Annotated in this window: 25 protein-coding genes and 2 other annotated features; of the genes, 22 read left to right on the top strand and 3 right to left on the bottom strand. The window is 45.6% G+C overall.

The window, feature by feature from the left end:
* Positions 1-434 precede the first annotated feature (434 nt).
* The 10 genes from rplU to leuS all read left to right on the top strand — a co-directional run bounded on the left by rplU (position 435) and on the right by leuS (position 8423).
* Positions 435-746: a 50S ribosomal protein L21 gene (gene rplU / locus A7D23_RS09950; protein WP_019226555.1), complete on the top strand. Its 312-nt coding sequence runs from the start codon at positions 435-437 to the stop codon at positions 744-746.
* A 51-nt stretch (positions 747-797) separates the two neighbouring features.
* The gene (rpmA, locus tag A7D23_RS09945; RefSeq protein ID WP_015044630.1) at positions 798-1073 is read left to right on the top strand and encodes a 50S ribosomal protein L27; all 276 of its coding nucleotides are present in this window, start codon (positions 798-800) and stop codon (positions 1071-1073) included.
* A gap of 76 nt (positions 1074-1149) precedes the next feature.
* Positions 1150-1662 carry a Spo0B domain-containing protein gene (locus tag A7D23_RS09940; RefSeq protein ID WP_019226556.1) on the top strand — a complete coding sequence of 171 codons (513 nt, stop codon included), beginning with the start codon at positions 1150-1152 and terminating at the stop codon, positions 1660-1662.
* Between the two features lie 98 nt (positions 1663-1760).
* Positions 1761-3038, top strand: a complete 1278-nt coding sequence (gene obgE, locus A7D23_RS09935) for a GTPase ObgE (protein WP_019226557.1) — start codon at positions 1761-1763, stop codon at positions 3036-3038.
* 1 nt (position 3039) lies between these two features.
* Positions 3040-3330, top strand: coding sequence for a ribosome assembly RNA-binding protein YhbY (yhbY, locus tag A7D23_RS09930; RefSeq protein ID WP_019226558.1), 291 nt, complete (start codon positions 3040-3042; stop codon positions 3328-3330).
* Positions 3331-3471: 141 nt separating this feature from the next.
* Positions 3472-4113: a nicotinate-nucleotide adenylyltransferase gene (nadD, locus tag A7D23_RS09925; RefSeq protein ID WP_019226559.1), complete on the top strand. Its 642-nt coding sequence runs from the start codon at positions 3472-3474 to the stop codon at positions 4111-4113.
* A gap of 81 nt (positions 4114-4194) precedes the next feature.
* Positions 4195-4449: an RNA-binding protein gene (locus A7D23_RS09920; protein WP_019226560.1), complete on the top strand. Its 255-nt coding sequence runs from the start codon at positions 4195-4197 to the stop codon at positions 4447-4449.
* A gap of 203 nt (positions 4450-4652) precedes the next feature.
* Positions 4653-5237: a bis(5'-nucleosyl)-tetraphosphatase (symmetrical) YqeK gene (gene yqeK, locus A7D23_RS09915; RefSeq protein ID WP_019226561.1), complete on the top strand. Its 585-nt coding sequence runs from the start codon at positions 4653-4655 to the stop codon at positions 5235-5237.
* A gap of 3 nt (positions 5238-5240) precedes the next feature.
* The gene (gene rsfS, locus A7D23_RS09910; protein WP_019226562.1) at positions 5241-5588 is read left to right on the top strand and encodes a ribosome silencing factor; all 348 of its coding nucleotides are present in this window, start codon (positions 5241-5243) and stop codon (positions 5586-5588) included.
* Positions 5589-5616: 28 nt separating this feature from the next.
* Positions 5617-5811: a binding site (T-box leader), on the top strand.
* Between the two features lie 119 nt (positions 5812-5930).
* On the top strand, positions 5931-8423 hold the full coding sequence (leuS, locus tag A7D23_RS09905; RefSeq protein ID WP_019226563.1) for a leucine--tRNA ligase: 2493 nt from the start codon (positions 5931-5933) through the stop codon (positions 8421-8423).
* A 6-nt stretch (positions 8424-8429) separates the two neighbouring features.
* On the opposite strand, the gene A7D23_RS09900 is transcribed toward leuS, so the two are convergent.
* Together A7D23_RS09900 and A7D23_RS09895 are read right to left on the bottom strand one after the other, a co-directional pair.
* Positions 8430-9149, bottom strand: a complete 720-nt coding sequence (locus A7D23_RS09900) for a type II toxin-antitoxin system Phd/YefM family antitoxin (protein ID WP_019226564.1) — start codon at positions 9147-9149, stop codon at positions 8430-8432.
* Positions 9150-9382: 233 nt separating this feature from the next.
* Positions 9383-9679, bottom strand: coding sequence for a hypothetical protein (locus A7D23_RS09895; protein WP_025205217.1), 297 nt, complete (start codon positions 9677-9679; stop codon positions 9383-9385).
* A 200-nt stretch (positions 9680-9879) separates the two neighbouring features.
* Here A7D23_RS09895 and A7D23_RS09890 point away from each other — a divergent pair, with 200 nt between their 5' ends.
* From A7D23_RS09890 to holA, 6 genes are all read left to right on the top strand, one after another.
* Entirely contained in the window at positions 9880-10452 is a 573-nt protein-coding gene (locus A7D23_RS09890; RefSeq protein ID WP_019226566.1) for a helix-hairpin-helix domain-containing protein, read from the top strand.
* Between the two features lie 189 nt (positions 10453-10641).
* Positions 10642-11247, top strand: coding sequence for a DUF4131 domain-containing protein (locus tag A7D23_RS09885; RefSeq protein WP_242837016.1), 606 nt, complete (start codon positions 10642-10644; stop codon positions 11245-11247).
* Positions 11248-11319: 72 nt separating this feature from the next.
* On the top strand, positions 11320-13170 hold the full coding sequence (locus tag A7D23_RS09880; protein ID WP_019226568.1) for a ComEC/Rec2 family competence protein: 1851 nt from the start codon (positions 11320-11322) through the stop codon (positions 13168-13170).
* Between the two features lie 86 nt (positions 13171-13256).
* A complete protein-coding gene (locus tag A7D23_RS09875) occupies positions 13257-13775 on the top strand; it encodes a peptidylprolyl isomerase (protein ID WP_019226569.1) in 519 nt (172 codons plus the stop codon).
* Positions 13776-14063: 288 nt separating this feature from the next.
* Positions 14064-14924 (top strand): methyl-accepting chemotaxis protein, encoded by an 861-nt coding sequence (locus A7D23_RS09870; RefSeq protein WP_019226570.1) that lies wholly within the window; start codon positions 14064-14066, stop codon positions 14922-14924.
* A 36-nt stretch (positions 14925-14960) separates the two neighbouring features.
* Positions 14961-16025, top strand: coding sequence for a DNA polymerase III subunit delta (gene holA / locus A7D23_RS09865; RefSeq protein ID WP_019226571.1), 1065 nt, complete (start codon positions 14961-14963; stop codon positions 16023-16025).
* Between the two features lie 124 nt (positions 16026-16149).
* Here the strand turns inward: holA and rpsT are convergent, their stop codons facing one another.
* Complete coding sequence (gene rpsT / locus A7D23_RS09860) at positions 16150-16422, bottom strand: 30S ribosomal protein S20 (protein WP_019226572.1); 273 nt, start codon at positions 16420-16422, stop codon at positions 16150-16152.
* A gap of 269 nt (positions 16423-16691) precedes the next feature.
* Positions 16692-16955, top strand: a binding site (T-box leader).
* A 239-nt stretch (positions 16956-17194) separates the two neighbouring features.
* Between rpsT and A7D23_RS09855 the strand changes: the two genes are divergently transcribed.
* From A7D23_RS09855 to A7D23_RS16080, 6 genes are all read left to right on the top strand, one after another.
* Positions 17195-18385: an ABC transporter substrate-binding protein gene (locus A7D23_RS09855; RefSeq protein WP_019226573.1), complete on the top strand. Its 1191-nt coding sequence runs from the start codon at positions 17195-17197 to the stop codon at positions 18383-18385.
* Between the two features lie 34 nt (positions 18386-18419).
* On the top strand, positions 18420-19295 hold the full coding sequence (locus A7D23_RS09850) for a branched-chain amino acid ABC transporter permease (protein WP_019226574.1): 876 nt from the start codon (positions 18420-18422) through the stop codon (positions 19293-19295).
* An 85-nt stretch (positions 19296-19380) separates the two neighbouring features.
* On the top strand, positions 19381-20376 hold the full coding sequence (locus A7D23_RS09845; RefSeq protein WP_025205218.1) for a branched-chain amino acid ABC transporter permease: 996 nt from the start codon (positions 19381-19383) through the stop codon (positions 20374-20376).
* A gap of 80 nt (positions 20377-20456) precedes the next feature.
* Complete coding sequence (locus tag A7D23_RS09840) at positions 20457-21224, top strand: ABC transporter ATP-binding protein (RefSeq protein WP_019226576.1); 768 nt, start codon at positions 20457-20459, stop codon at positions 21222-21224.
* A complete protein-coding gene (locus A7D23_RS09835; RefSeq protein WP_019226577.1) occupies positions 21217-21936 on the top strand; it encodes an ABC transporter ATP-binding protein in 720 nt (239 codons plus the stop codon). Before A7D23_RS09840 ends, A7D23_RS09835 begins: the two co-directional genes overlap by 8 nt.
* A gap of 193 nt (positions 21937-22129) precedes the next feature.
* Entirely contained in the window at positions 22130-22312 is a 183-nt protein-coding gene (locus A7D23_RS16080; protein WP_156804699.1) for a hypothetical protein, read from the top strand.
* Position 22313 lies beyond the last annotated feature (1 nt).

The raw sequence follows: 22313 nt of genomic DNA, 5'->3' as shown, positions 1-22313 counted from the left end.
GTAGACGCTCCGAATCAGTGAGATGCTTGTTTTTTGCCATGGTAAATTCTCCTTTGACTCAAAGATTCCCGCAGAACACATCCTAAAGTTCTTGTCGGAATATTGCCAGACTAAATGCAATCACTCCCCCATGGGGGAGTGAAGAAAAAGGAGACTTTCGATTGTAAGACTTAATGCCACTATTCTGTTTGAAGATTTAAATGCAATCACCCAGTAATGTATAGGTTGCATTTACAAAGTCAATTGAGGCGAGAGACGAATGAATTGAACTGTAGGATCAACTGATTGACGAATATAAGGAAAAATGCTAAAATGTTAGAACGTGGTGGCTTCTCACCACAACCGCACTTATTAGGTATGAACTGGTTTCTTGCCGTTTATGCGGCAGCGGGCCGACCTACGCAGGCGAGTCTGGGACTGGGAGGTGTAGAAAAATGTATGTAATTATCGAAACAGGAGGCAAACAGTACAGAGTCAAGGAAGGCGATGTCGTCAATGTTGAAAAACTTGATGCAGCTGTCGGCCAGGTTCTCGACCTGAATCAGGTACTGCTTGTTGAAAAAGATGGTAATGTAACGGTTGGAGCTCCAGTTGTTGCCGGCGTGACAGTTGTCGCAAAAGTTCTGGAACAGGGCAAAGGCGACAAAGTCATTGCATTCCGTTATAAACCCAAAAAACACGTTCGTGTTAAAAAAGGCCATCGTCAGCCTTACACGAAGCTTTCAATTGAAACAATCAATGCTTAATGGTTGAAAATTAGAATACGATCAGCATGTTCTTTTTAGGAGGTGATCTTCATGGCCCACAAGAAAGGTGTAGGAAGTACACGAAACGGCAGAGACAGTAATGCGCAAAGACTCGGAGTCAAACGCTCTGACGGACAGTACGTTTTGGCAGGAAATATTCTTGTTCGCCAACGTGGAACCAAACTCCATCCTGGCAAAAACTGCGGCATTGGCAAAGATGATACGCTGTTCGCGCTCACAGATGGTTACGTAAAGTTCGAACGCAAAGATAAATTCCGCAAGCAGGTAAGTGTTCATGCGGAAAACGGGATTACTCAAGCCCAATAACAGATTACACGTCATACCCCTGGGTTAGCCCGGGGGTATGTTTTATTGTTAATTATCTTTGGTGAGGAGAAGAAAAATGGTCAATCTTGATAAAAAGATCCTTTATGAGCAGTTGGATAATTTCCAGATCCTTCGGCATGATTTTCTGAATTATTTTCAGGTCATCAAGGGGTATTTGCAGCTGAATATGCCGGACAAAGCGTTGGCTTATATTGATGAAGTCTTGGTGGAGATTCGGCCGCAGCAAGATATTTACAAGATTGGCCAAAAAACACTGCTTGGTATTCTCCTGGGATGGTATTTTAAGCTGCGTCTGAAAGGTGCAGAATTTGTGTTGGATTTTCCTCCGGAAATGAAAAATGAAGAATTTTGGCTTGATCATTGGCAGGAAGAATATGCCCTGAGTTTTTCTGGATACACTAAAGACTGTTTAGACCTATTCGTGCAGGGAGATCAGGATGTTGAAACATTAACGGCAAAGATCCAGTTCGGCGTTGTCGGCGGAGGATTTTCCTGCGAATTCAGACTATATAAAGAAGACAATCTTTTTGAGCAGAATGTATATTCCCCAGTCTACCAGAAAGCATGAGTTACTTTCTGATAGGTCTAAGCGCAGCTAAGGCTGACGTCAAAGGCTTGGCGCCAGCCAAGTTTTCTTTAGAAAAATCCGAATGAAGGGGTTAACGAATGTTTTATGATCGCGCAAAAATATATGTAAAAGCTGGGGACGGCGGAGCAGGAGCTGTATCTTTCCGCAGGGAGAAGTATGTCCCGTTGGGAGGGCCTAATGGCGGAGACGGTGGCCGTGGCGGGGATATCATCCTCGAAGCGGATGAGGGCCTGCGGACCCTGGTGGATTTCCGCTATCGCCGCCATTATAAGGCAGACCGCGGCGAACACGGGCAAGGCAAGGATATGCACGGGAAAGGAGCAGAAAACCTGGTGTTGCGTATACCGGCGGGAACGATAATCAAAAATGAAGGTACAGGCGAAATTATGGCTGATCTTACCCGGCATGGGCAAAGGGTCACCATTGCCAAAGGCGGCCGCGGCGGCCGTGGAAATGCCCGTTTTATGAGTAATACAAACAAGGCTCCTACAGTGGCGGAGCGCGGAGAACCAGGGGAAGAGCTTTGGCTTCTGTTTGAACTGAAGCTTCTGGCAGATGTCGGCCTGGTCGGATTCCCAAACGTCGGAAAATCCACACTGATCTCGAGGGTATCGGCTGCCCGTCCGAAAATCGCAGACTATCATTTCACGACCCTGGTACCGAATCTTGGCGTCGTTCAGGTAGAGGATGAGAGTTTTGTCATGGCGGATATCCCGGGAATTATCGAAGGGGCTCATTCCGGCGCAGGACTTGGACATGAATTTCTGCGTCATATCGAGCGTACCAGACTGCTTCTTCATATTCTGGACATTTCGGGTTCCGAGGGCAGAGACCCGCTGGAAGACTTTAAAATCATCAACCAGGAACTCAAACTGCACAGTCCGGCTCTTGCTGAAAGGCCGATGCTGGTTGTTCCGAACAAAATTGATGTTAACGGTTCCGAGGAGAATCTCCGGCGTCTCCGCGAGGAATTTGGGGATGCCTATGAAATCTACCCAATTTCGGCGGTAACCGGAGAGGGAATCGATAAATTACTGCATAAGATGATACAAATTCTTCCTGAGGTACCGCTGATTGGACTTTCAGCTGATCCTGATGAACATCGCATGGTTCAGGTCCAAAGCGAGGACAGATTTGTCATTACGCGTGAAGACGGCATGTATATCATTACAGGCAAAGAGATTGAAAGACATGCGGCGATGGCCTACCTCGATACGGATGACGGTGTCATGCGCTTCCAGAATATCCTTAAAGTGATGGGAGTCGACGATGCACTGAAGGAACAGGGGATCAAAGAAGGCAATAAAGTATCGATCGGAAAGTTGGAGTTGGAATGGTCGGAGGGAGGACAATAGCATGCTGACAGGCAAACAGAAAAGGTTTTTAAGGGCTATGGGGAATGAAATGGAACCTATTTTAATCGTTGGCAAAGATGAAATTACAGATAATATGATTAAACAGGCCGCCGATGCGTTGGAGGCAAGAGAGCTGATTAAAGGACGGGTGCTCCAGAATTGTGCCGATGCCCCGAAAAATATCGCCTCCGGGCTGGCCGAAGCTACCCATTCAGAATTGGTTCAGGTGATCGGGCGGAATTTCCTGCTCTATCGGAAGGCCAGCGAAAAACCAAAAATAGAGCTGCCCTGACATATTTTCTTGGTAAATGAGGACAATTTGCAGGCGGGATATTTCTCAGCATATTTTACTTAAGTATTCTCCTGAGATCAGTCTCCGTTATAGACAGTGTTACGGAGACTTGTCTAATAATAAAAATTTAGGAGATAAATAATGGAACGGAGTGTTCGCGAGTCAATCGCTGGCGGATGCCGGATTGGCATCATGGGAGGAACGTTTAATCCAATTCATTACGGCCATCTGGTGGCTGCGGAGACAGCCAGGGTCGAATTTGCGCTTGATAAGGTCTTATTCATCCCCACAGGCATTCCTCCGCATAAAGTCCATCATCAGATTGCAAATTCGGATCTGCGTTTTGCGATGGTCGAAATGTCTATCCGCGACAATGAGAATTTTATCGCATCCAGAATTGAGATCGACAGAGAAGGCCCTTCATACACCTATGACACTTTAAAAGCCTTGCATCTGTTGTTCCCCGAACAGGAACTTTTTTTTATCACCGGTTCCGATGCGCTCCGGGATATTTTGAGCTGGCGGGAAGCAGAAGGAATTATTGGAATATCCAAAATTATCGGGGCTTCAAGACCGGGGTATGAAATTGGTGGTTTTTTGGGAGAATTATTTGACAGATATCCTTATGCCCAAAACAGAATATTCGAGATGGAAATTCCCGCTCTGGCTATATCTTCGACAGATATCAGAAAAAGGATCTGGAATAACAAGTCTATTCGTTATTTGCTTCCAGAAGAAGTACGGCGTTTCATCATAGAAAATAATATTTACATCAGTAAATAAACATTTGACTTCCGATAGGATTGTATACTATAGTAATAGTTGTTTCATACTATAAACAAAATTATTTTAGAGGTGAATTCCATGACAAAAACCCTGTACGTGGGCAATCTCCCCTGGAGTACGACTTCAGAGGAACTGACTGAGTACTTTGCTCGGTTTGGCAATGTAATCGGCAGCAGAATCATTACCGACAGAGAAACCGGTCGCTCAAGAGGCTTTGGCTTTGTAGAAGTTGCTTCAGAGGATGCCGAGCGCTTAGCAGAAGAACTTAACGGTAGTGAGTTCAATGGCCGTTCATTGACAGTAAACGAAGCGAGACCTCGCCAAACTGTCTAATGTTTTTGGTTGGGGGTTTCTGTTAAGATAAATTCTGATCTTTAATGAGTCGTAGGACTCTATATAAATAGCATGAAGAATCCTGGTTTATCTTACATTCTCAGACCCTGGACCCGAGAGAATACGGTACAGCAAACTGTACCGTATTCTTGTATGACGCCCATGGATGGCAAGGAGCGGTAAAATAAGAGAGGTTGAACGTTGTGAACGACCGGCTGGAATATTTCAGAACTTTAGCCTCACAAAAACTTTCGCTGGAAAGATTTCAGCACACGCTTGGGGTAGAGGCTCTGGCCGTGGAACTTGCCCCGAGGTTCGGTGTAAAAGAGGGAGATGCGGGCTTAGCTGCCCTTACCCATGACCTGGCTAAGGAGTACACTTATTTGGAGCAGCTGAAAAAAGCCCGGGAATGGAACCTTATTCTTTATCCGGAAGATATGGAAATTCCCCAGGTCATTCACGGAAGAGTCGCAGCTTATATGCTGCAGATTCTTTACGCGATAAAAAACGAGGATGTCCTGAATGCGGTTGCGAATCATACCTTGGGGAGACCGGGGATGTCCCCTCTGGAAATGTTGATCTACAGTGTCGATCTCACGGAACCCGGGAGGAATTTCCCCGGTGTAGACAAGCTTCGCCAGAAGTTGTATCATGACCTTAAGACAGGTACACTGGCTTGTGTGGAGCATACCTTGTACTATCTGAAGGAGAACAATAAACCGATTCATCCGCTGACAATTCTGACGTATGAAGATTTGAAAAATGGAAAAGCGTCTAAAGGAGGTTAGAATTTGGAAATAAGTCATGACCAGCTGCAGAAAGTAGTTGACTTTATTGACGATAAAAGAGGCGGAAATATTCTGACCCTTGACTTAAAGGGAATATCCGTCATTGCAGATTATTTTATGATTGCCACGGGAAACAGCACGACTCAGACCAAAGCAATTATCGAGTACCTTGCAGAAAAATTGCCCGAGGTCGGGATTCCGGTTTTAAGGATAGAAGGGCTTCCTGAAGCTCAGTGGGTGCTGATCGACTGTGGTGATCTGGTTATACATATTATGACACCAGATACCAGAGAGTTTTATAGTCTGGAAAGACTGTGGGGCGATGCCCGGGAAGTCGTATTATATAATTAGATTTTAATTTGGATATCCAATCTAATATTTTTACGCTTTGAAGGAAAGCAGTACCTGAAAGGGATGGATCAGAGAGACGGCGGTTGGTGTGAGCCGTTTTCACCAGGCGGGGAACTCGTTCCTGAGCAGTGTCCGGGCAGCAACGGATGCCGGTGAGAACCGTTATAATCTTTAAGCGCACAGAATTAGGGTGGTACCGCGGGAGCAAACTCTCGTCCCTTGGGGATGGGGGTTTTTATCTATTTTTGGACTAGTAATATCTACCAGAAGAATGAACATTTGAAACATAAGGCAGGACAACTAAAGGCTGTTCTGTTGGAAAGAACTTTGGAGGTCGGATCTATGCAGGAAAGATATTTATTCAACGAGATTGAGTCAAAATGGCAGAAAGCCTGGCTGGAGAACAAAGCAGGAAAAACTGAGGAGAATAGCGGTAAAGAAAAGTTCTATGCACTTGCCATGTTTCCATACCCATCTGGAAACTTACATATGGGACATGTCCGCAATTATTCGATCGTTGATGTGATTGCCCGCTTCAAAAGGATGCAGGGCTATGATGTGCTGCACCCGATTGGCTGGGATGCCTTCGGCCTTCCCGCTGAAAACGCCGCGATCAAGCATCAGACACCGCCGGCAGAGTGGACCTGGAAAAATATTGCGAACATGAAGCGACAGCTTCAGGAAATGGGTATTTCTTACGATTGGGATAGAGAAGTTGCAACCTGCCACCCCGAGTATTACCACTGGACGCAATGGATTTTTAATCAGTTCTATCAACATGGTTTGGTCTATAAGAAGAAAGCCGCTGTAAACTGGTGCCCGTCCTGCGCGACAGTGTTGGCTAACGAACAGGTCGTGGACGGTGCCTGCGAGCGTTGCGACACACCTGTTACCAAAAAAGATCTTGAACAATGGTTTTTCAAGATTACGGATTATTCGGAACAGCTCTTAAACGACCTTGATAAGCTCACCGGCTGGCCGGAAAAAGTAAAAACCATGCAGCGCAACTGGATTGGCCGCTCTGAAGGGGCCGAAGCCAATTTTAAAATTGAAGGCACCACAGATATGATCACTGTATTCACAACCAGAGTCGATACGATTTTTGGCGTGAGCTATGTGGTTCTTGCCCCCGAACATCCGCTGGTTACACAGCTCGTCAAAGGAACACAGTATGAACAAGGCGTGCTCACTTTTATCGAGAAGATGAAAGGTTTGAACGAAATTGCGAGAACCTCATCGGAAGCAGAAAAAGAAGGGATGTTTATCGGACACTACTGCATCAACCCATTAAGCGGAGAAAGGATCCCGATCTGGATTGCCAATTACGTTCTTCTCGAATATGGAACCGGGGCTGTTATGGGGGTCCCGGGACATGATGAAAGAGATTTTGCCTTTGCCGGGAAGTACGGTCTGCCGATTGCGAGAGTCATTCTTGATCCTAAAGTTTCCGCTGCAGATAAAGATATGCCGATGAAAGAAGCTTATATTGAAGACGGGACCATGGTCAACTCCCTTGATTTTGACGGACTGGATAACCGGACGGCCTGGGGCAAGATGGCTGCCAAACTGGAAAAGCTGCAGCTTGGTGAGCGTAGAATCAATTACCGCCTTAGGGACTGGCTGATTTCCCGTCAGCGCTATTGGGGTGCGCCAATTCCGATGATTTACTGTGATACGTGCGGCGTTGTGCCTGTGCCGGATGATCAGCTGCCGGTGATGCTGCCCGATGATGTCGTGTTCAAGGCCGGTGAGAATCCGCTGACCACTTCCCAGAGCTTTGTGCAGACAACTTGTACGAAGTGCGGAGGCCCTGCCAGAAGAGAAACCGATACGATGGACACCTTCATGTGCTCTTCGTGGTACTATCTGAGGTATTGTGACCCGCGGAATCCGGATAAGGCTTTTGACGAGAAAAACGCGGCCAAATGGATGAACGTCGACCAGTATGTCGGCGGTGTTGAGCATGCGATCCTGCATCTGCTCTATTCACGCTTTTTTACTAAAGCCCTGAGAGATTTTGGCTACCTCCAGGTGGATGAGCCGTTTGCAAATCTGCTTACCCAGGGAATGGTCTGCATGGACGGTTCCAAGATGTCCAAATCCAAAGGAAATGTCGTCAGCCCTGAGGAGATCATCAGCAAATATGGTGCAGACACGGCCAGAATGTTCATTCTGTTTGCTGCCCCGCCTGAACGGGATCTGGAGTGGAGCGAACAGGGTGTTGAAGGTTGCTACCGCTTTTTAAACCGTGTCTGGCGGCTTATTGTCCAGTATCAAGCTGCCTTGGCTTCTGCAGGAAATGGCAGTACTGCACGTGAATCCTTCACGGAGCTCGATGCCAAAGCCAAACAAATGCGTTTTACCACACACAGTACCATCAGAAAGGTTACCAATGATGTCGGCAGCAGATTTAATTTCAATACCGCGATCAGTTCCATTATGGAATTGGTTAACGCACTTTACCTGTATAAAGAAGAAAAGGATGCCAACCTGGCCGTTGCCAGAGAAGGCATTGAAACACTGCTGAAGATCTTGGCACCGTTTGCCCCGCATATCACCGAAGAGCTCTGGGGAGAACTTGGAAACACCGAAAGCATTCATAAACAGGCCTGGCCCATTGAAGATGAGACGGCGCTGATCGAAGAGGAGATCACGATTATTCTCCAGGTAAACGGAAAAGTTCGCGACAAGGTTCAGGTCCCAGCCGAAATTTCTAAAGAGGAACTGGAAAAGATGATTCTGTCTTCAGAAAAAGTCAAACAGCACCTTAAAGGAAAAACCGTCATCAAAGTGATCACGGTTCTGGGTAAACTGGTGAATATCGTTGTGAGGTAAGACAGTTTAAGAAAATAGCTGTTCAAGAGGGACAGACAAGCCTTCAAAATATAGAGACTTGATCGTATCACTGCTCTGATAAACGCGGTATTCCCTGATGTCCAGTTCGGCAAAGCAGTATAAATAGACTTCTTTGCGCCAGGGATTCACAATCCAATATTCCGATATACCGGCCTGCAGATATAAATTTAGTTTTTTCAGCAGGTCTTTTTTTTGTGTGGAATCGGACAATACTTCAAGAACTAGGGTAGGTACGCCGGTATACCTGCCTTTTTCATTGATATTTTCAGTATCGCAAATCACAATCATATCAGGCTGGACAACATTTTTATTGTCACTGACTGAAAGGGTTACGTCGAACGGAGAAGTCAACGGACGGCATTTCTTGCCTTTGAAATAGTTGTACAGGACATTGGATATTTCCATGATGATGCACTGGTGGTCATAAGTAGGTGAAGCCAAAAGGTAGACCTCTCCGTCAATATACTCGTAGCGGTTTTCACTTGATTCAGAAAGCATTAAAAAGTCTTCATACGTGATCTTCTCTTGGTCCCAGAAATAGATTTCAGCTTTTTCAGCAACGACTGAAACATCTTTTCCGGGCTCCTCATAGCGTCTAACAACTACTGTTTTTTTGCCGTTTTTCGTGATGATAATGTCTTCAAACCAGGCTAGCTTCAGATAGCGGCCAAAATTATTCTGGGCTTCAGTTGAGGTAATTTCCATTAGAGCACCTCCGCGTTAGCTAATATAAAAAATTAGCTAATACAATTGTAACATATTTACCAGTTGTGTCAAATTAAAATAATACAGTTAAAACCAGCCACGATTCGAATAGAGAATCGTGGCTGGTTTGCCACGGACAATGACACGAAGTGCCTGGTGTCAACACGTTAGGGATAACAAAGTGTTCAACTGGCCTAATGCTGCGGTGCAATTCAGAAGATCAGAATGAGGAATCAATAATAAGGGTATGGCCTGTAAGGCCCGTACGGGTAGGGGCCATAAGCAAAACGGGAACCGTAGGCCAGGCCTGCGCCGTAAGCAAAAGGAACACTTAGTGCTAAAGCGGCTATAGCCAGGAACGGAAGAAACAGAAATCCTGGGTTATTGGAATGAAACAGAATACCGTCCTGACGGACTTCAACAATTTGTCCGTGGTAGCTTTTACCGTCAAAGAGACTTACTGTGGCCTGATTCCCTGCATAAGGAGCAACAAGCTCATAATTCAGATGGGTTCCTCTAAATAATGTCATTGGGAGTAAGAGCACCTCCTTGTAAAAATTTGCCAGTTTCGGCTGATATATTCTATGTTTTGGAATAGAAATGGGAACATTCTCATGATCAGGTTTAAAGTTTAAGCGCGCTGATTAACTTGGAAACGGCAAAAAAGTAATCCACACAAAGGAATTTGAAAATAAATGGAGAATAATGGAAAAAGAGGAGGTATGGACGATTGGAGAAAAAGCTGAGGCTGCTTTGGTGGGGCATTTTGGGTGTATTACTGGTTCTGGCCGCTGTGAAACTGTTTTTGCCAGTAAACAGTCCGGTTGAAGTTAATCAGGCAGAAGAAAACAGGGAGATTGTAGTTTATATTTCGGGTGCAGTTGTGCATCCCGGTCTTTTGCACCTCTCTTTGAATGCCAGGTTGGATGATGCGCTGCAGGCAGCGGAACTGACAGCTGAAGCTGACCTTGAAGTATTGAATCCTGCCCAAAAGCTCAAGGATGGACAAAAAATAATTGTGGCCTCAAAGAGTACCGGAACGGGTCAATTAACCGGAAAGACCGAAAACAGCGCAGCTCAGCCGGGTACAACAGGTGGATTATCGACAAAGGTCAATATCAATACCGCAGGTATTAATGAACTGGATACTATTCCGGGGATCGGTCCGGCCTTAGCCCAGCGAATTATTGATTATCGTACGGAAAACGGGTGGTTCTCCGCACCGGAAGAGATTCAAAATGTTTCGGGGATCGGTTCAAAGACCTATGAGAAAATGGAGAAGTATATCTCTGTCGGTTCGTAACGTGATAAAGCAGTATGTTTGAGGCAAGTCTGCGGGCCACAATATCCGCATGCCATGAATGGCACAATCCGCAAATAGCTGCGCTGCGTTATCCTATTCCGCTCATAGCGGAACTGTAGCTCTCGGACTGAGCATAGGGTGTTTGCATACCAAAATGAGAAAAAGGTCATGAAGGGGCATGAAAGCGTCATGAAAGATAAACTGGTCAGTCAGGCTATAGCTGTGCTGACAGGTGGATTGCTGGCCGTTCAAAGTGAAAAAGAAGTAAGAATATTCATATTGGCCATTTGCTTGCTTTTAGCTATAGGAATTGTGGTTATATGGAAACCGCTCGATTTTTTTGGTAGGGCTTCCAAACCTGAAGCGGTACTGCTGGCCTGCGGGCTTTTAACAGGTTTTTTGTATGGGATGCCGGCAGAGAACAATATCGCTTCTCCGCTGCTTATAGAAAGAATTGAGATACAGGGCAGATTATCGGATTGGCGGATTAATGATAAGACCGGCCAGGGTATTTTCATCCTGGAAGATGTCTATCCCGGAACGGAAGAACGCTTGGGGGAAAAATACAATTTTCGTGTTTATCCCGAAAAAGATGGGGTATATATGAAGGGATGGGATCGAGTTAAGCCCGGAGACACCATCTTGGTCACAGCCAGACTGGAACATCCCAAACCTCCGGGAACAGAGGGCGAATTTGACCTTCCGCTTTATTATGCCGTAAGAGGCTTAAGCGGTACGATTACAGCCTTCGGGGAAGCTGATGTACTGGAGGAAGGTGTTCCGGGTTTTACCTGAAGGATACGTCAGCATGTACATGATATTCTGACCGCGTCCTGGCCGGAGCAAGCCGGTATTCTTGAAGGAATTTTGTTTGGGGATTCCAGCGGGATATCTGCGAAAACACTGGAGATGTACAAGGCCGCAGGAGTCATGCATGTTTTTGCGGCTTCGGGATCTAATGTGGCCTTTGTGATGGCCCTGGCATGGCTGTTTCTGTTTGGCCTGCCCCGGAAAGCCAGGATTGTCGCAACGATTGGAGTTATCTTGTGTTATGCAGTCTTATGCAACGGTAATCCGCCTATCTTACGGGCAACCATTTTAGGAACCTCAGTCTTAATCGGCCGCTTAGGCAGTGGAAAGATGTCGCCGCTTAGATGGCTTCTCTTTGCTGCGTTGATTCTTTATTTATGGAATCCTTTATTTTTGCGTGATATAGGTTTTCAGCTTTCCTTTGCTGCTACTTGGGGAATGCTGGTTCTATCACCCCAGTTGATGAAAAATGCCTGGTTCGGCAGGCTGCCTGAATTACTGAGACTGCCTGCAGCAGTATCATTTGGGGCTCAGATTGCCGTGATACCCATTATGATGAATGTTTTTCACAAACTGTCTCTGGCTGGGCTGGTCACCAATATATTTATCCTTTTTATGCTCGGCGCAGTTCTGCAGATCGGGCTTATTGGAACGGTACTGATTTTTGTTCCGGGTATCCCATCCGTTTTTTTTCAAGCTGCAGTATGGCTGCTTGAGATCTCTGACCGTATATTGACGCTGATTGCATCTTTCCCTTGGGCCTATTTCTGGGTATTAAACCCCGGCCTGGCCTTTTGGATAGCCTGGTATGGATTTTTGGCAGCGATGCTATTCGGTACAGAAAGAATACAATTCATTTCGAACGTACAGGTCAGAAGACTCAGAACGACAGCGAAGAGATTACAATTTCTGCCCTACCTGTACAGAATGGTTGACACGCTCAAACTTGGAAAGAACGAAAATAAGCCACACCATATGGGATATTCTAATCTGTGGTCTGCAAAGTTCCTAGATTCTGCCAAACAACTAATTCCTGCGAAACTGTTAAGTTTTATCAAATTTAGACATGTCTTTGCTTTGCTTATGATGCTGCTGCTCTGGCACCCCTGGTCGGCCGGCAATGCCCTGGAAATTTCGTTTATTGATGTGGGCCAGGGGGACTGTATCCTAATTCAGACAGCCCGAGAGAACCTGCTTGTCGATACCGGTCCCCGTAGGGAGAACTACAATGCAGCGGAAAAAATTGTGCTTCCTTATTTGATGGAAAAAAGGATAGGTCAACTGGATTTTCTTTTTATCACGCACGAGGATGCTGATCATTTGGGAGGGGCGCAATATCTGCTGGCCAATTTGCCTGTGGCAAAAGTCGCAGTACCCGAAGCGGGTGATAGAATAACAAATGAAGAATGGCAGTCGGGAATTCCAGCGGAATACTACCGGAACGAAGAAAAGTTTGTAACGCTCAAGGCAGGGGATTATATCCATTTTTCTTCCGGTTTGCAGATTGAGATTATGGCCCCGGTCGAAGAAATGAACAACACCGGCGCTGATTCGAATAATAATTCTCTGGTGATACAGATGGAATATCTGGGAAAGAAAATCCTATTGACGGGAGATATGGAAGCAGAAGAAATGGAATCCATCTCAGACAGAGGAACTGACTGGAATTCGAATTTTATAAAAGTTCCACATCATGGCGGAAAAGGCTCTCTGGATACAGCTTGGTTTGACAGTACCAATCCCCGGGCGGTGTTTGTTTCTGTAGGCAAAAACAGCTTTGGTCATCCTTCCCGGGAGGTTATCAACTACTGGGAAGAAAGAGGTGTACCTATATATCGGACAGATATGGACGGGACAATACAATTGATGATCAATAAAAAGGGCTGTCAGATAACGACAGGCAGGTGACAGCTGCAAATTTCTTTTTTATCCAAATTTATGCTATAATCAACAACTGAACGAATAATTCACACGTTGAAAAGGAGTTATCGATCATGGAAAAACCGATTGTAACAATTGAAATGGCCAACGGGGATGTCATTAAGGCCGAGCTTTATCCTGAAATAGCCCCAAATACTGTCAATAATTTTATTTCATTAATTAAAAAGGGCTTCTATAACGGTCTGATTTTTCACAGAGTCATTCCTGGTTTTATGATTCAGGGAGGATGCCCGCAGGGTTCGGGAATGGGCAATCCAGGCTACAGTATTAAAGGGGAATTCTCCGGTAACGGCTTCAAGAATGATCTGAAACATAGCCGTGGAGTCCTGTCTATGGCCCGCTCCAGAATGGAAGATTCAGCCGGTTCTCAGTTTTTTGTCATGGTTAATGATGCACCTCATCTTGACGGTCAATATGCAGCTTTTGGCAAGGTGATCGAAGGCATGGAATCTGTTGATCATATTGTTTCTGTCGAAAGTAACTATCAGGACAGGCCCAATCAGGAACAGGTAATGAAAAGCGTAACCGTCGACACCAAAGGTGTAGATTACGCTGAACCAGAAACCGTCTAAATATTTTGGTCTGAAACATCAAATTAGTCCAGTAAAGACTAATTTTATACGGAAATACAAAAAATATCAAAGAACATGAATAAAAAGAGGAAGTGCATGGAAATAATACCAAATGAACATCTCTTTTCTCCTCCTCTTTCTTTCCCCTTCATCCGTTGAGGGGGACTTTTTTTGTTGTAAGATCCCAATGATCTTTGGTTGAAAAGTTATTTGTTCTGCGTTATAGTAGAGATAATTCAAAATAATTACTAAATAGGTCATTTTGGGAAGAGAGAGGAAGATATTTTAATGGATTTTGCAGAAAATCATGTAAAAAGCTATGAAGAAATCTTGGAAGCCTACGTGATGGTATTAGCCGATTTAAAAGAAATAATGCAGGAAGACATCATGGTGCTGATAACAAATAGGACGGACGCGCTCTGTCATTACTCCGGCTATAAACTTCATACGAAGGTGGATCAAAGTTTTAAGGTTAGTGATCACGCTCACCTTGTTGAAGCGATGAGAACAGGTAAAACCAGATCGGATATTATGTCCAAAGAGAGATACGGTATTCCGTTTGCGTCATTCACATACCCAATTAAAGCACCCGATGGAGAAATCATCGGCTGTGTCGGAATCGGTAAAAGCCTAGAAAAAGAGGGTAGAGTTGAAGAAATTTCTCAAGGTTTAGCAGCAACGCTTCAGCAAGCAAACGCTGGATTGCAGGAAGTTGCCTCAGGATCACAAGGGCTTTCTTTCAAAATCAGCAATGTGGTAAAATCCGCAAATGAATCCGCCGTGAAAATTAAAGAAATTAATAAGGTCATTAGCGCTATTTCGGATATATCCTCACATTCCAACCTGCTGGGTTTGAATGCTGCAATTGAAGCGGCTCGCGCCGGTGAACAAGGTCGCGGCTTTGCAGTGGTTGCAGAAGAAATGCGCAAACTTGCTGCCCAAAGTAACGACTCAGCTAAAATGGTTACCGAAATACTTACCCAGATGAGAGAATCTATTGAAGGCATTATTATGGAAATCAACCAAATTGGCGGTATTGCTGAAAATCAGGCCGCAGCGACTCAGGAAATCACCGCTGCAATTGAGGAAGTAAGTGAAAATTCACAAAACCTGGTTGAATTATCAAAAATCACATTGGGTGGCAAGTAAGAGAGTTTCTTCTTAACTTCAAGGAGAAAATAGGATATGACATTAGATATCATCAAACTGGATATAAAGAACCGCGATATCCCCTCCGTTTATCTCTGGTACGGCGAGGACCGCTATTCTCTAACCGAGGCTTTAAAACTGCTAAAAAACTATTATTTGCTGGATGATCCTTCCGGCAGCAATACAGAACTTCTTAACGGAAAAGAACAAACCCGGGAAGAAATGATCCAGGCTGCCAATATGACAGCCTTTTTTTCCGGAAAACTCGTGGTTGTTGATGATCTTCCATATTTCAGTACGGGCAGGAGCAAAGGCACTTCCGAATCGGAAAACAGCGCCGAAGAAACAGAACGATCCGATTCAGGGAGAGGCAGCGACCCGGATATCCTGCTGGAATACTGTCTGAACCCCAATCCGTCCACCTGCCTGGTCCTGATATCGGAAAAAGTGAACAGAGGCAGAAAACTGTTTAAGGAAATTAATAAAAATGGAAAAGCAGTGGAATTTGCATTTCCGAAGGGCCAGTCGGAATGGACGGCCTGGTTGCAAAAAGAAGCGCTTCAAAACGGAAAGAACCTGAGTGTTCCCGCCGCTTTGTTTCTTCTGGAATGGGCTGGCCATCAGACGGGGGTACTCAGTCAGGAACTGGCCAAATTAGCTTTATATACTGGAGAAAAACAAAACATAGAAATTGAAGATATCCGGAAGATATGTCTGCCGATGATCGAGACGACGGTCTTTGCGATGCTGGATGCCATCGCGGCAGAGAATACCAAAGATGCCCTGACCAGGCTTTGTGAAGTGCTCAGTCAGGAACATTACCTCAAGGTGCATACTATGATCGTCCGCCATATCCGGCTGTTGCTGGTAGCGAGCATTTGGCGGGCCCGCAGGGGCACAGTCAATGATTTTATGGACACTGCAGGGATCAGGACGTTCTTTGAAGGGAATAAGCTTTTTCAGCAAGCGGACTCTTTTTCAGCCAACAGATTGGCTGAAGCCATGGAAGATTGTCTTCAGACTGAACTGGCGTTAAAGAGCAGCGGAGGGAGCCCTCAGCTGCTGCTGGAAATAATGGTTATACGATTATGTAAGAAATAACGTAATTATAAAAAGAGGATGCCTCAGGGTTCTGAGATATCCTCTTCAATGTCTATGGAGCGTGAAGCGTTTAAATAGCCTTCACGGATGCTGCGACGTCCATGGAGGGACTAGTGCAGCGTTGTTAGCTGGCTTTATTATTCAAAGCCTGAAATTTTTTGGCCATTCTGGATTTTTTGCGAGCTGCTTTGTTTTTGTGGATCAAACCTTTGGCAGCAGCTTTATCAAGTGCACGGGAAGCTTTTTGCAGAGCTTCAACAGCATTTTCAGGATTATTGTTTACAACTTCCTCAAAACGACGAATAGCGGTTCGTAAGGAAGATCTGGCAGCAGTATTCTTGGCATTCTGTAATTTGCTTAGTTGGACCCTCTTAATTGCTGATTTAATATTTGGCATACAGTCACCCCCTTCGAAACATCTAACTACCGCACGTTTTTTAGACAAAAGTTATTTTATCATATTTTAGCAAGACTATGCAACTAAATTCTAAAAAAAGAATACCTTGCCTTTACTATTGCCATGTCAATCCTAAATCTTATACCATCCTGAAATATATTTTTACTTTTACTATAGTGATACAGAACAAATATATTTCTAATGATATTTCTAATTGACGAATCTCAAAGCCCTGTGATAATATAGATTCAAATCAACACCATTATTGTATAAAAGTAATGATGGGGTAAAGTAAACGGTATGAGCTTTCCAGGGAGGAAACGTCTTAGACTGAAAGCGTTTCTATCGCATTGATCGTTGAAGGTTCACCCCTGAACTTCCGGACTGAAACCTTTGGGTAAGTAGGTCTGGACGGAGGCTCCCGCCGTTAAAAGGGAGGGGGTATAAGGAAGAATAAAGTCCTGTACCTATTGAAAAGTGGGGTCTGCTTAGACCCAAATAGGGTGGTACCGCGAAGCACTTTCGTCCCTTCAGGGATGAGAAGTGCTTTTTTAATTGGCTGCAAGGAGCGGCTAGCAAGGCCACGGATGGCCACGGACCACACTAAGTTTCAGTAGGGAAAGATTTCTTTATTCGTACTCTTAAGAGAGGGTTGGAGTGATCCAGCTAACTGGGGTGGTACCGCGGAAGGCCACAGCTTTCGTCCCGGCGAAGGCTGTGGCTTGTTATTTTCTGGTGTATCAGAAAAATATGAATGTAGGAGTGAAGGATGATGAAAAGAAAGTTCAAAGGTTTCACAGGGAGTATGGTAGTAGCTTTATTATTGGCGGTCAGCCTGATATTGGGGGGGTGCAGCTCCGGGAAAAGCAGTAAGGCAGGCAGTGAGACAGCAGAACCTTACAAAGTGGGTGCGGTTCTCGATATCAGCGGGACTTCCTCTTCTTTGGGCACACCTGAACGCGATACGCTGCTAATGATGGTGGACAAAATCAATGCCGAAGGCGGTATTCAAGGCCATCCGATTGAACTGATCATTGAGGATAATAAAAGTGATGAGATGGAGGCTGTACTTGCTGCAAATAAGCTAATAGAAAAAGGCGTCCTTGCAGTTTTGGGCGGCAGCTCCAGCGGGACCTCGATGGCCATCATGAAAACTGTCCAGGACGCGCAAATTCCGATGATTTCTCTGGCAGCAGCCAGCAGCATAGTTGAGCCGGCGGCTGAAAGACAATGGGTATTTAAAACAGCCCAGAGCGATATCGTCATGATCAATAAAATCATTGAATATCTCAAGAAGAATAACATGACGAAGATTGCCTTTATGTATATGAACAATGCTTATGGCGACAATGGCAAGAAAGCCATCAGCGCAGCAGCTCCCCAAAATGGGATCACCATCGTCGCCGAAGAAAAATTTGATGCGACAGACAATGATATGACACCGCAATTAACGAATGTTAAGAGCAGCGGGGCTCAGGCAGTCGTCGTATGGGCGATTCCGCCTTCGGCCTCCATCCTGACGAAGAACTATAAGGATCTTGGACTGACGATTCCGCTCATTCACAGCCATGGCGTCGGCAATCAGAAATTTATTGAACTTGCCCAGGACGCCGCTGACGGAGTGATCCTTCCAATCGGCAAGCTTCCAGTGACCGATCAGATTGCGGATTCTGATCCGCAGAAAGCAGTGCTTACAAGTTATATCAATGATTACCAAAACAAATACAATACCGCGCCCAATTCATTCGGCGGTTATGCGGCAGATGCTTTAAGTCTCCTGGTCAAGGCGATCGAAAAAGCTGGTCCGGATCGCAGCGTCATTCGGAATGAACTGGAAAAAACGCAGGGACTTGTCGGTGTATCCGGGGTATTTAATATGTCCGAACAGGATCATAATGGCTTAAGCGAAGATTCCGCCGTTTTGGTGCAGATCGAAGACGGCAAATGGAAAATATTACAGTAACGAGGGCAAAATTACAGTAACGGAGTGAAACCTGATGGGAGAACAACTACTGCAGCTATTATTCAGCGGGCTTACGCTTGGAAGTATTTATTCTATTATTGCCCTTATCCTGGTCATTACCTATAAAGTAACAGGCATATTAAATCTAGCCCTTGGGGAATTCCTGGTTATCGGGGCACTTTTGACGGTTAGTTTCAAATCGATGGGGATGCCGCTAATAGCGGCCTCCCTTCTTGCCATCATTATTGTCGCCTTGTTGGCGGGGGTACTCGAAAGGCTGACGGTCAACAAAGCCAGGGGAGCCAGCAGCCTGACGATGCTGATCATTACAATTGGTATTTCGATATCCTTAAGGGGACTGGCCCTTCTGATCTGGGGAACGGATACCTACTCTCTGCCCTCCTTTACGGCTAGTGGACCAATCATGGCAGGCGGGGCGGCACTCAATCCTCAGAGTATCTGGGTATTTTTGCTGGCAGCGGCAACACTGATCTGTGTCAACACTTTTTTTGGACGGACGTACTGGGGAAAAGCAGTTAAAGCTTCCGTCCTCAGTCCCATCGGAGCCCAGCTGCAGGGGATCAATCTGAGTACGATTTCCCTAGCCGCATTTGTTTTTTCAGGGGCTTTGGCTACCGCCGCAGGAATCTGCATTGGACCGGTGACGATGGTCACGTATGATATGGGTTTTATGTTAGGCGTCAAAGGTTTTATCGCGGCAACAATTGGCGGATTGGGCAGTATATCCGGAGCTGTTCTGGGGGGATTAATCCTGGGGCTTTTGGAAGCCTACAGTTCAGGACTGATTTCCTCCGGGTTGAATGATGCGATCTCTATTGTGATTCTTCTTGCAGTCCTTTTAATCAGGCCGGAAGGGATCCTGGGTGCAATCAGCGAGCGTAAAATTTAATCTTAAAACAGGGTTTCCTTTTGGTATAGATTTGATTTCTTTTGAGTAAGATTTACAGCGTCATATGGTAAGGAGCGTATCTTTGGTGAAAAAGATTATATTTAAATTCAGCGGAGCTGTCATCATGCTGGTATTGTTGATTATCCCGCTCCTGCTTAACAGCAATTATCTTTATGGATCACTGATTGTTATCGGCCTGTATGCGATCGTTGTCCAGGGCTTGGGAATGCTGATGGGTTATGCGGGGCAGGTGTCGTTCGGTCATGCGGCGTTTTTTGGTTTAGGCGCTTATACGGCCGCGATATTAACCACGCGTTTTCATTGGCCGTCACTGTTAGCCCTTCTGGCAGCAATTCTTCTTCCCGGAATTGTTGCGGCCCTAATTGGCCGACAGACCCTTAAGTTACGCGAGCTATACCTTGCCCTCGCGACGCTCGGCTTTGGGATTTTAGTCCATATATTATTTACCGAAGGCGGAGAAATAACCGGAGGGCCATCCGGGATCAGCGGTATTCCGCATCTGGGCATTGGCAGTCTTATTTTAAACAGTGACAGGAAATTTTATATCCTGATCTGGATCATTCTGGTCCTGATACTGCTGGGAATACGAAATTTAGTCCGTTCCAGAACAGGCAGGGCCTTATGTGCGATCCGAGAGAGTGAGTATGCGGCAGAAAATGCCGGTATTGACTGTATTAGGCTTAAGCTGCAGGCCTTTATTTTCAGTGCGCTGCTTACGGGTTTGGCAGGGGGCCTTTATGCTTTTTATGTGACCTTTATCAGTCCGTCACCATTTACTTTTCATGCTTCCGTCCAGTTTGTACTGATGGCAGTGATTGGCGGCCTGGGTACCTTTTGGGGGCCTTTGCTTGGGGCTGTGGTCGTCGTGGCCTTAAACGAGATCTTAAAAGAGTTGATACCGCTCATCGTTCCCGGAGCCGGCGGTGAATACCAGATCATTATTTACGGAATCATCCTGGTTGCACTCATGATATACCGTCCGCAGGGGTTAAGCAGTATCGGGGAATTCTTTCAAAGTTCAAAAAAGAGTCTGGTTCAAGATGGAAATGAAGTCAATTAACCTATATACAGAACGATGATTCAAATATGAAATAAGAATTATAGATTGAGTATCAATCCTATAGAAGGAGGGAAAAGGCCATGCTTCTGGAGTTACACAGAATTACAAAACATTTTGGCGGCATTATGGCTGTCAAACATGTGTGCTTTGGGGTTGAAGAAGCAAAAATTACAGCGCTTATAGGACCTAACGGGGCAGGAAAAACGACGATTTTTAACTTGATTACCGGAACGTATCAACCGGATGAAGGTGAAGTGTTATTGGAAGGAAAAACGATCACTGGAATGAAGCCGTATAAGACAGCTCAGGCTGGAGTAACCAGAACTTTTCAGAACCTGCAGCTTTTCGGCAGCATGACCGTGCTGGAAAATGTTATGACTGGTGCTTACCTGCAGGGGAAAAAGGGCTTTGTCAAGTCGTTTCTTTCTTCCCCTGAACGGTCTACCGAAGAAAAAAAAATCAGGGCTGAATCCCTGAAACTGCTTGAAGAGGTTGGTTTAGCGGAGTCAGCTGGTTTGCCGGCAGCAGTTTTGCCGTTCGGACAGCAAAGACTGTTGGAAATTGCCAGAGCCCTTGCTTCTCAGCCCAAACTGATCCTGCTTGATGAACCGGCTGCAGGATTAAATGCTGCTGAATCTGAAATCCTGACAGAATATTTGAAAAAACTTCGCAGTCAGGGTATGACCATGATAATGATTGAACATGATATGGAAACGGTCATGGAAGCTGCTGATGAGATTGTTGTCCTAAATTTCGGGGAGGTGATCACCCAGGGAACCCCGGCAGAAATTCAGGCTCACCCGGAAGTGATCAAAGCCTATCTCGGAGAGGATGAGCAAATTGCTTAGTGTAAATGGTCTCGATGTTTATCATGGCTATGTGCATGCGCTCAAAAATGTATCCCTGAATGTCAGGCAGGGAGAATTGCTGGCGGTTCTTGGAGCCAATGGTGCAGGCAAAAGTACCCTGCTAGGGACTCTCGCGGGGTTATACAAGCCTGCTGCAGGAGAAATCATTTTTCAGAACAAAAAAATAGCCGGCCAGTCACCGGAAAAAATCGTCAGAGCCGGTATTGCTCTTATACCGGAGAAAAGAGAGATATTCAGCGGGCTAAGCGTGATGGATAACCTGATGATGGGGGCTTTTCACCGTTATCGTCAGGACAAGGCGGATATCCCAAACGATGTGGAGGAAGTCTTGGAATTATTCCCTCTGCTGCAGGGAAGAGAAAAGGATTTGGCCGGTTCTTTAAGCGGTGGTCTACAGCAGATGCTGGCAATAGGCAGGGCCCTTATGGCCAGGCCCTCACTGCTGCTGCTCGACGAACCTTCCATCGGGCTGGCCCCGCTTGTCGTACGCGAGATCATGGCGATCCTGGTCGGGATGAAAGAGTCCGGCGTCACAGTCGTACTGGTCGAACAAAATACAAAAGCCGCCTTGAGAGTGGCGGACAGTGTACTCGTCATGGAGCGGGGTAAAATTGTTCACCACGGAAGCTCCAAAGAAGCAATCTCGGATTCTCTGCTTCAGGAAGCTTATCTGGGCCGGACCCGGATGTGACCAGCCAATAATGCGGGATCTCGATCTTCTTTGACGATTCGTTTTTGTCGCCCCGAAACGTAAAATATGTCAGACTGGACTACGTTGATCTCGTATAAGATTCTGAAAAATATTCGTCTGGTTTTTCCTACACTGAAGAAGCGGTGTTTTAAGTGCGTAAATGACATCTGCCAGTATATAGCGGTACTTATAAATGATAGCAGAAAAATTAGATCTCAAATTCTTTACAGGATTGCTTAATGGACGAGATATTAACGGCATGGTGCTGTCCGCGCCAAGTGGAGCTGGATGCGGAACGCGGCTGTTTGTGCCATGGATGGCACAACAGCTGAAAAGCGGATGGCACCACGCCGTTAGCCTCAGCTTAAAAAAATAAT

Origin of the sequence: Dehalobacter sp. TeCB1, from assembly GCF_001707455.1 — a bacterium.
Lineage (GTDB): Bacteria > Bacillota > Desulfitobacteriia > Desulfitobacteriales > Syntrophobotulaceae > Dehalobacter > Dehalobacter restrictus.
This window is presented reverse-complemented; position numbering and strand designations above follow the sequence as displayed.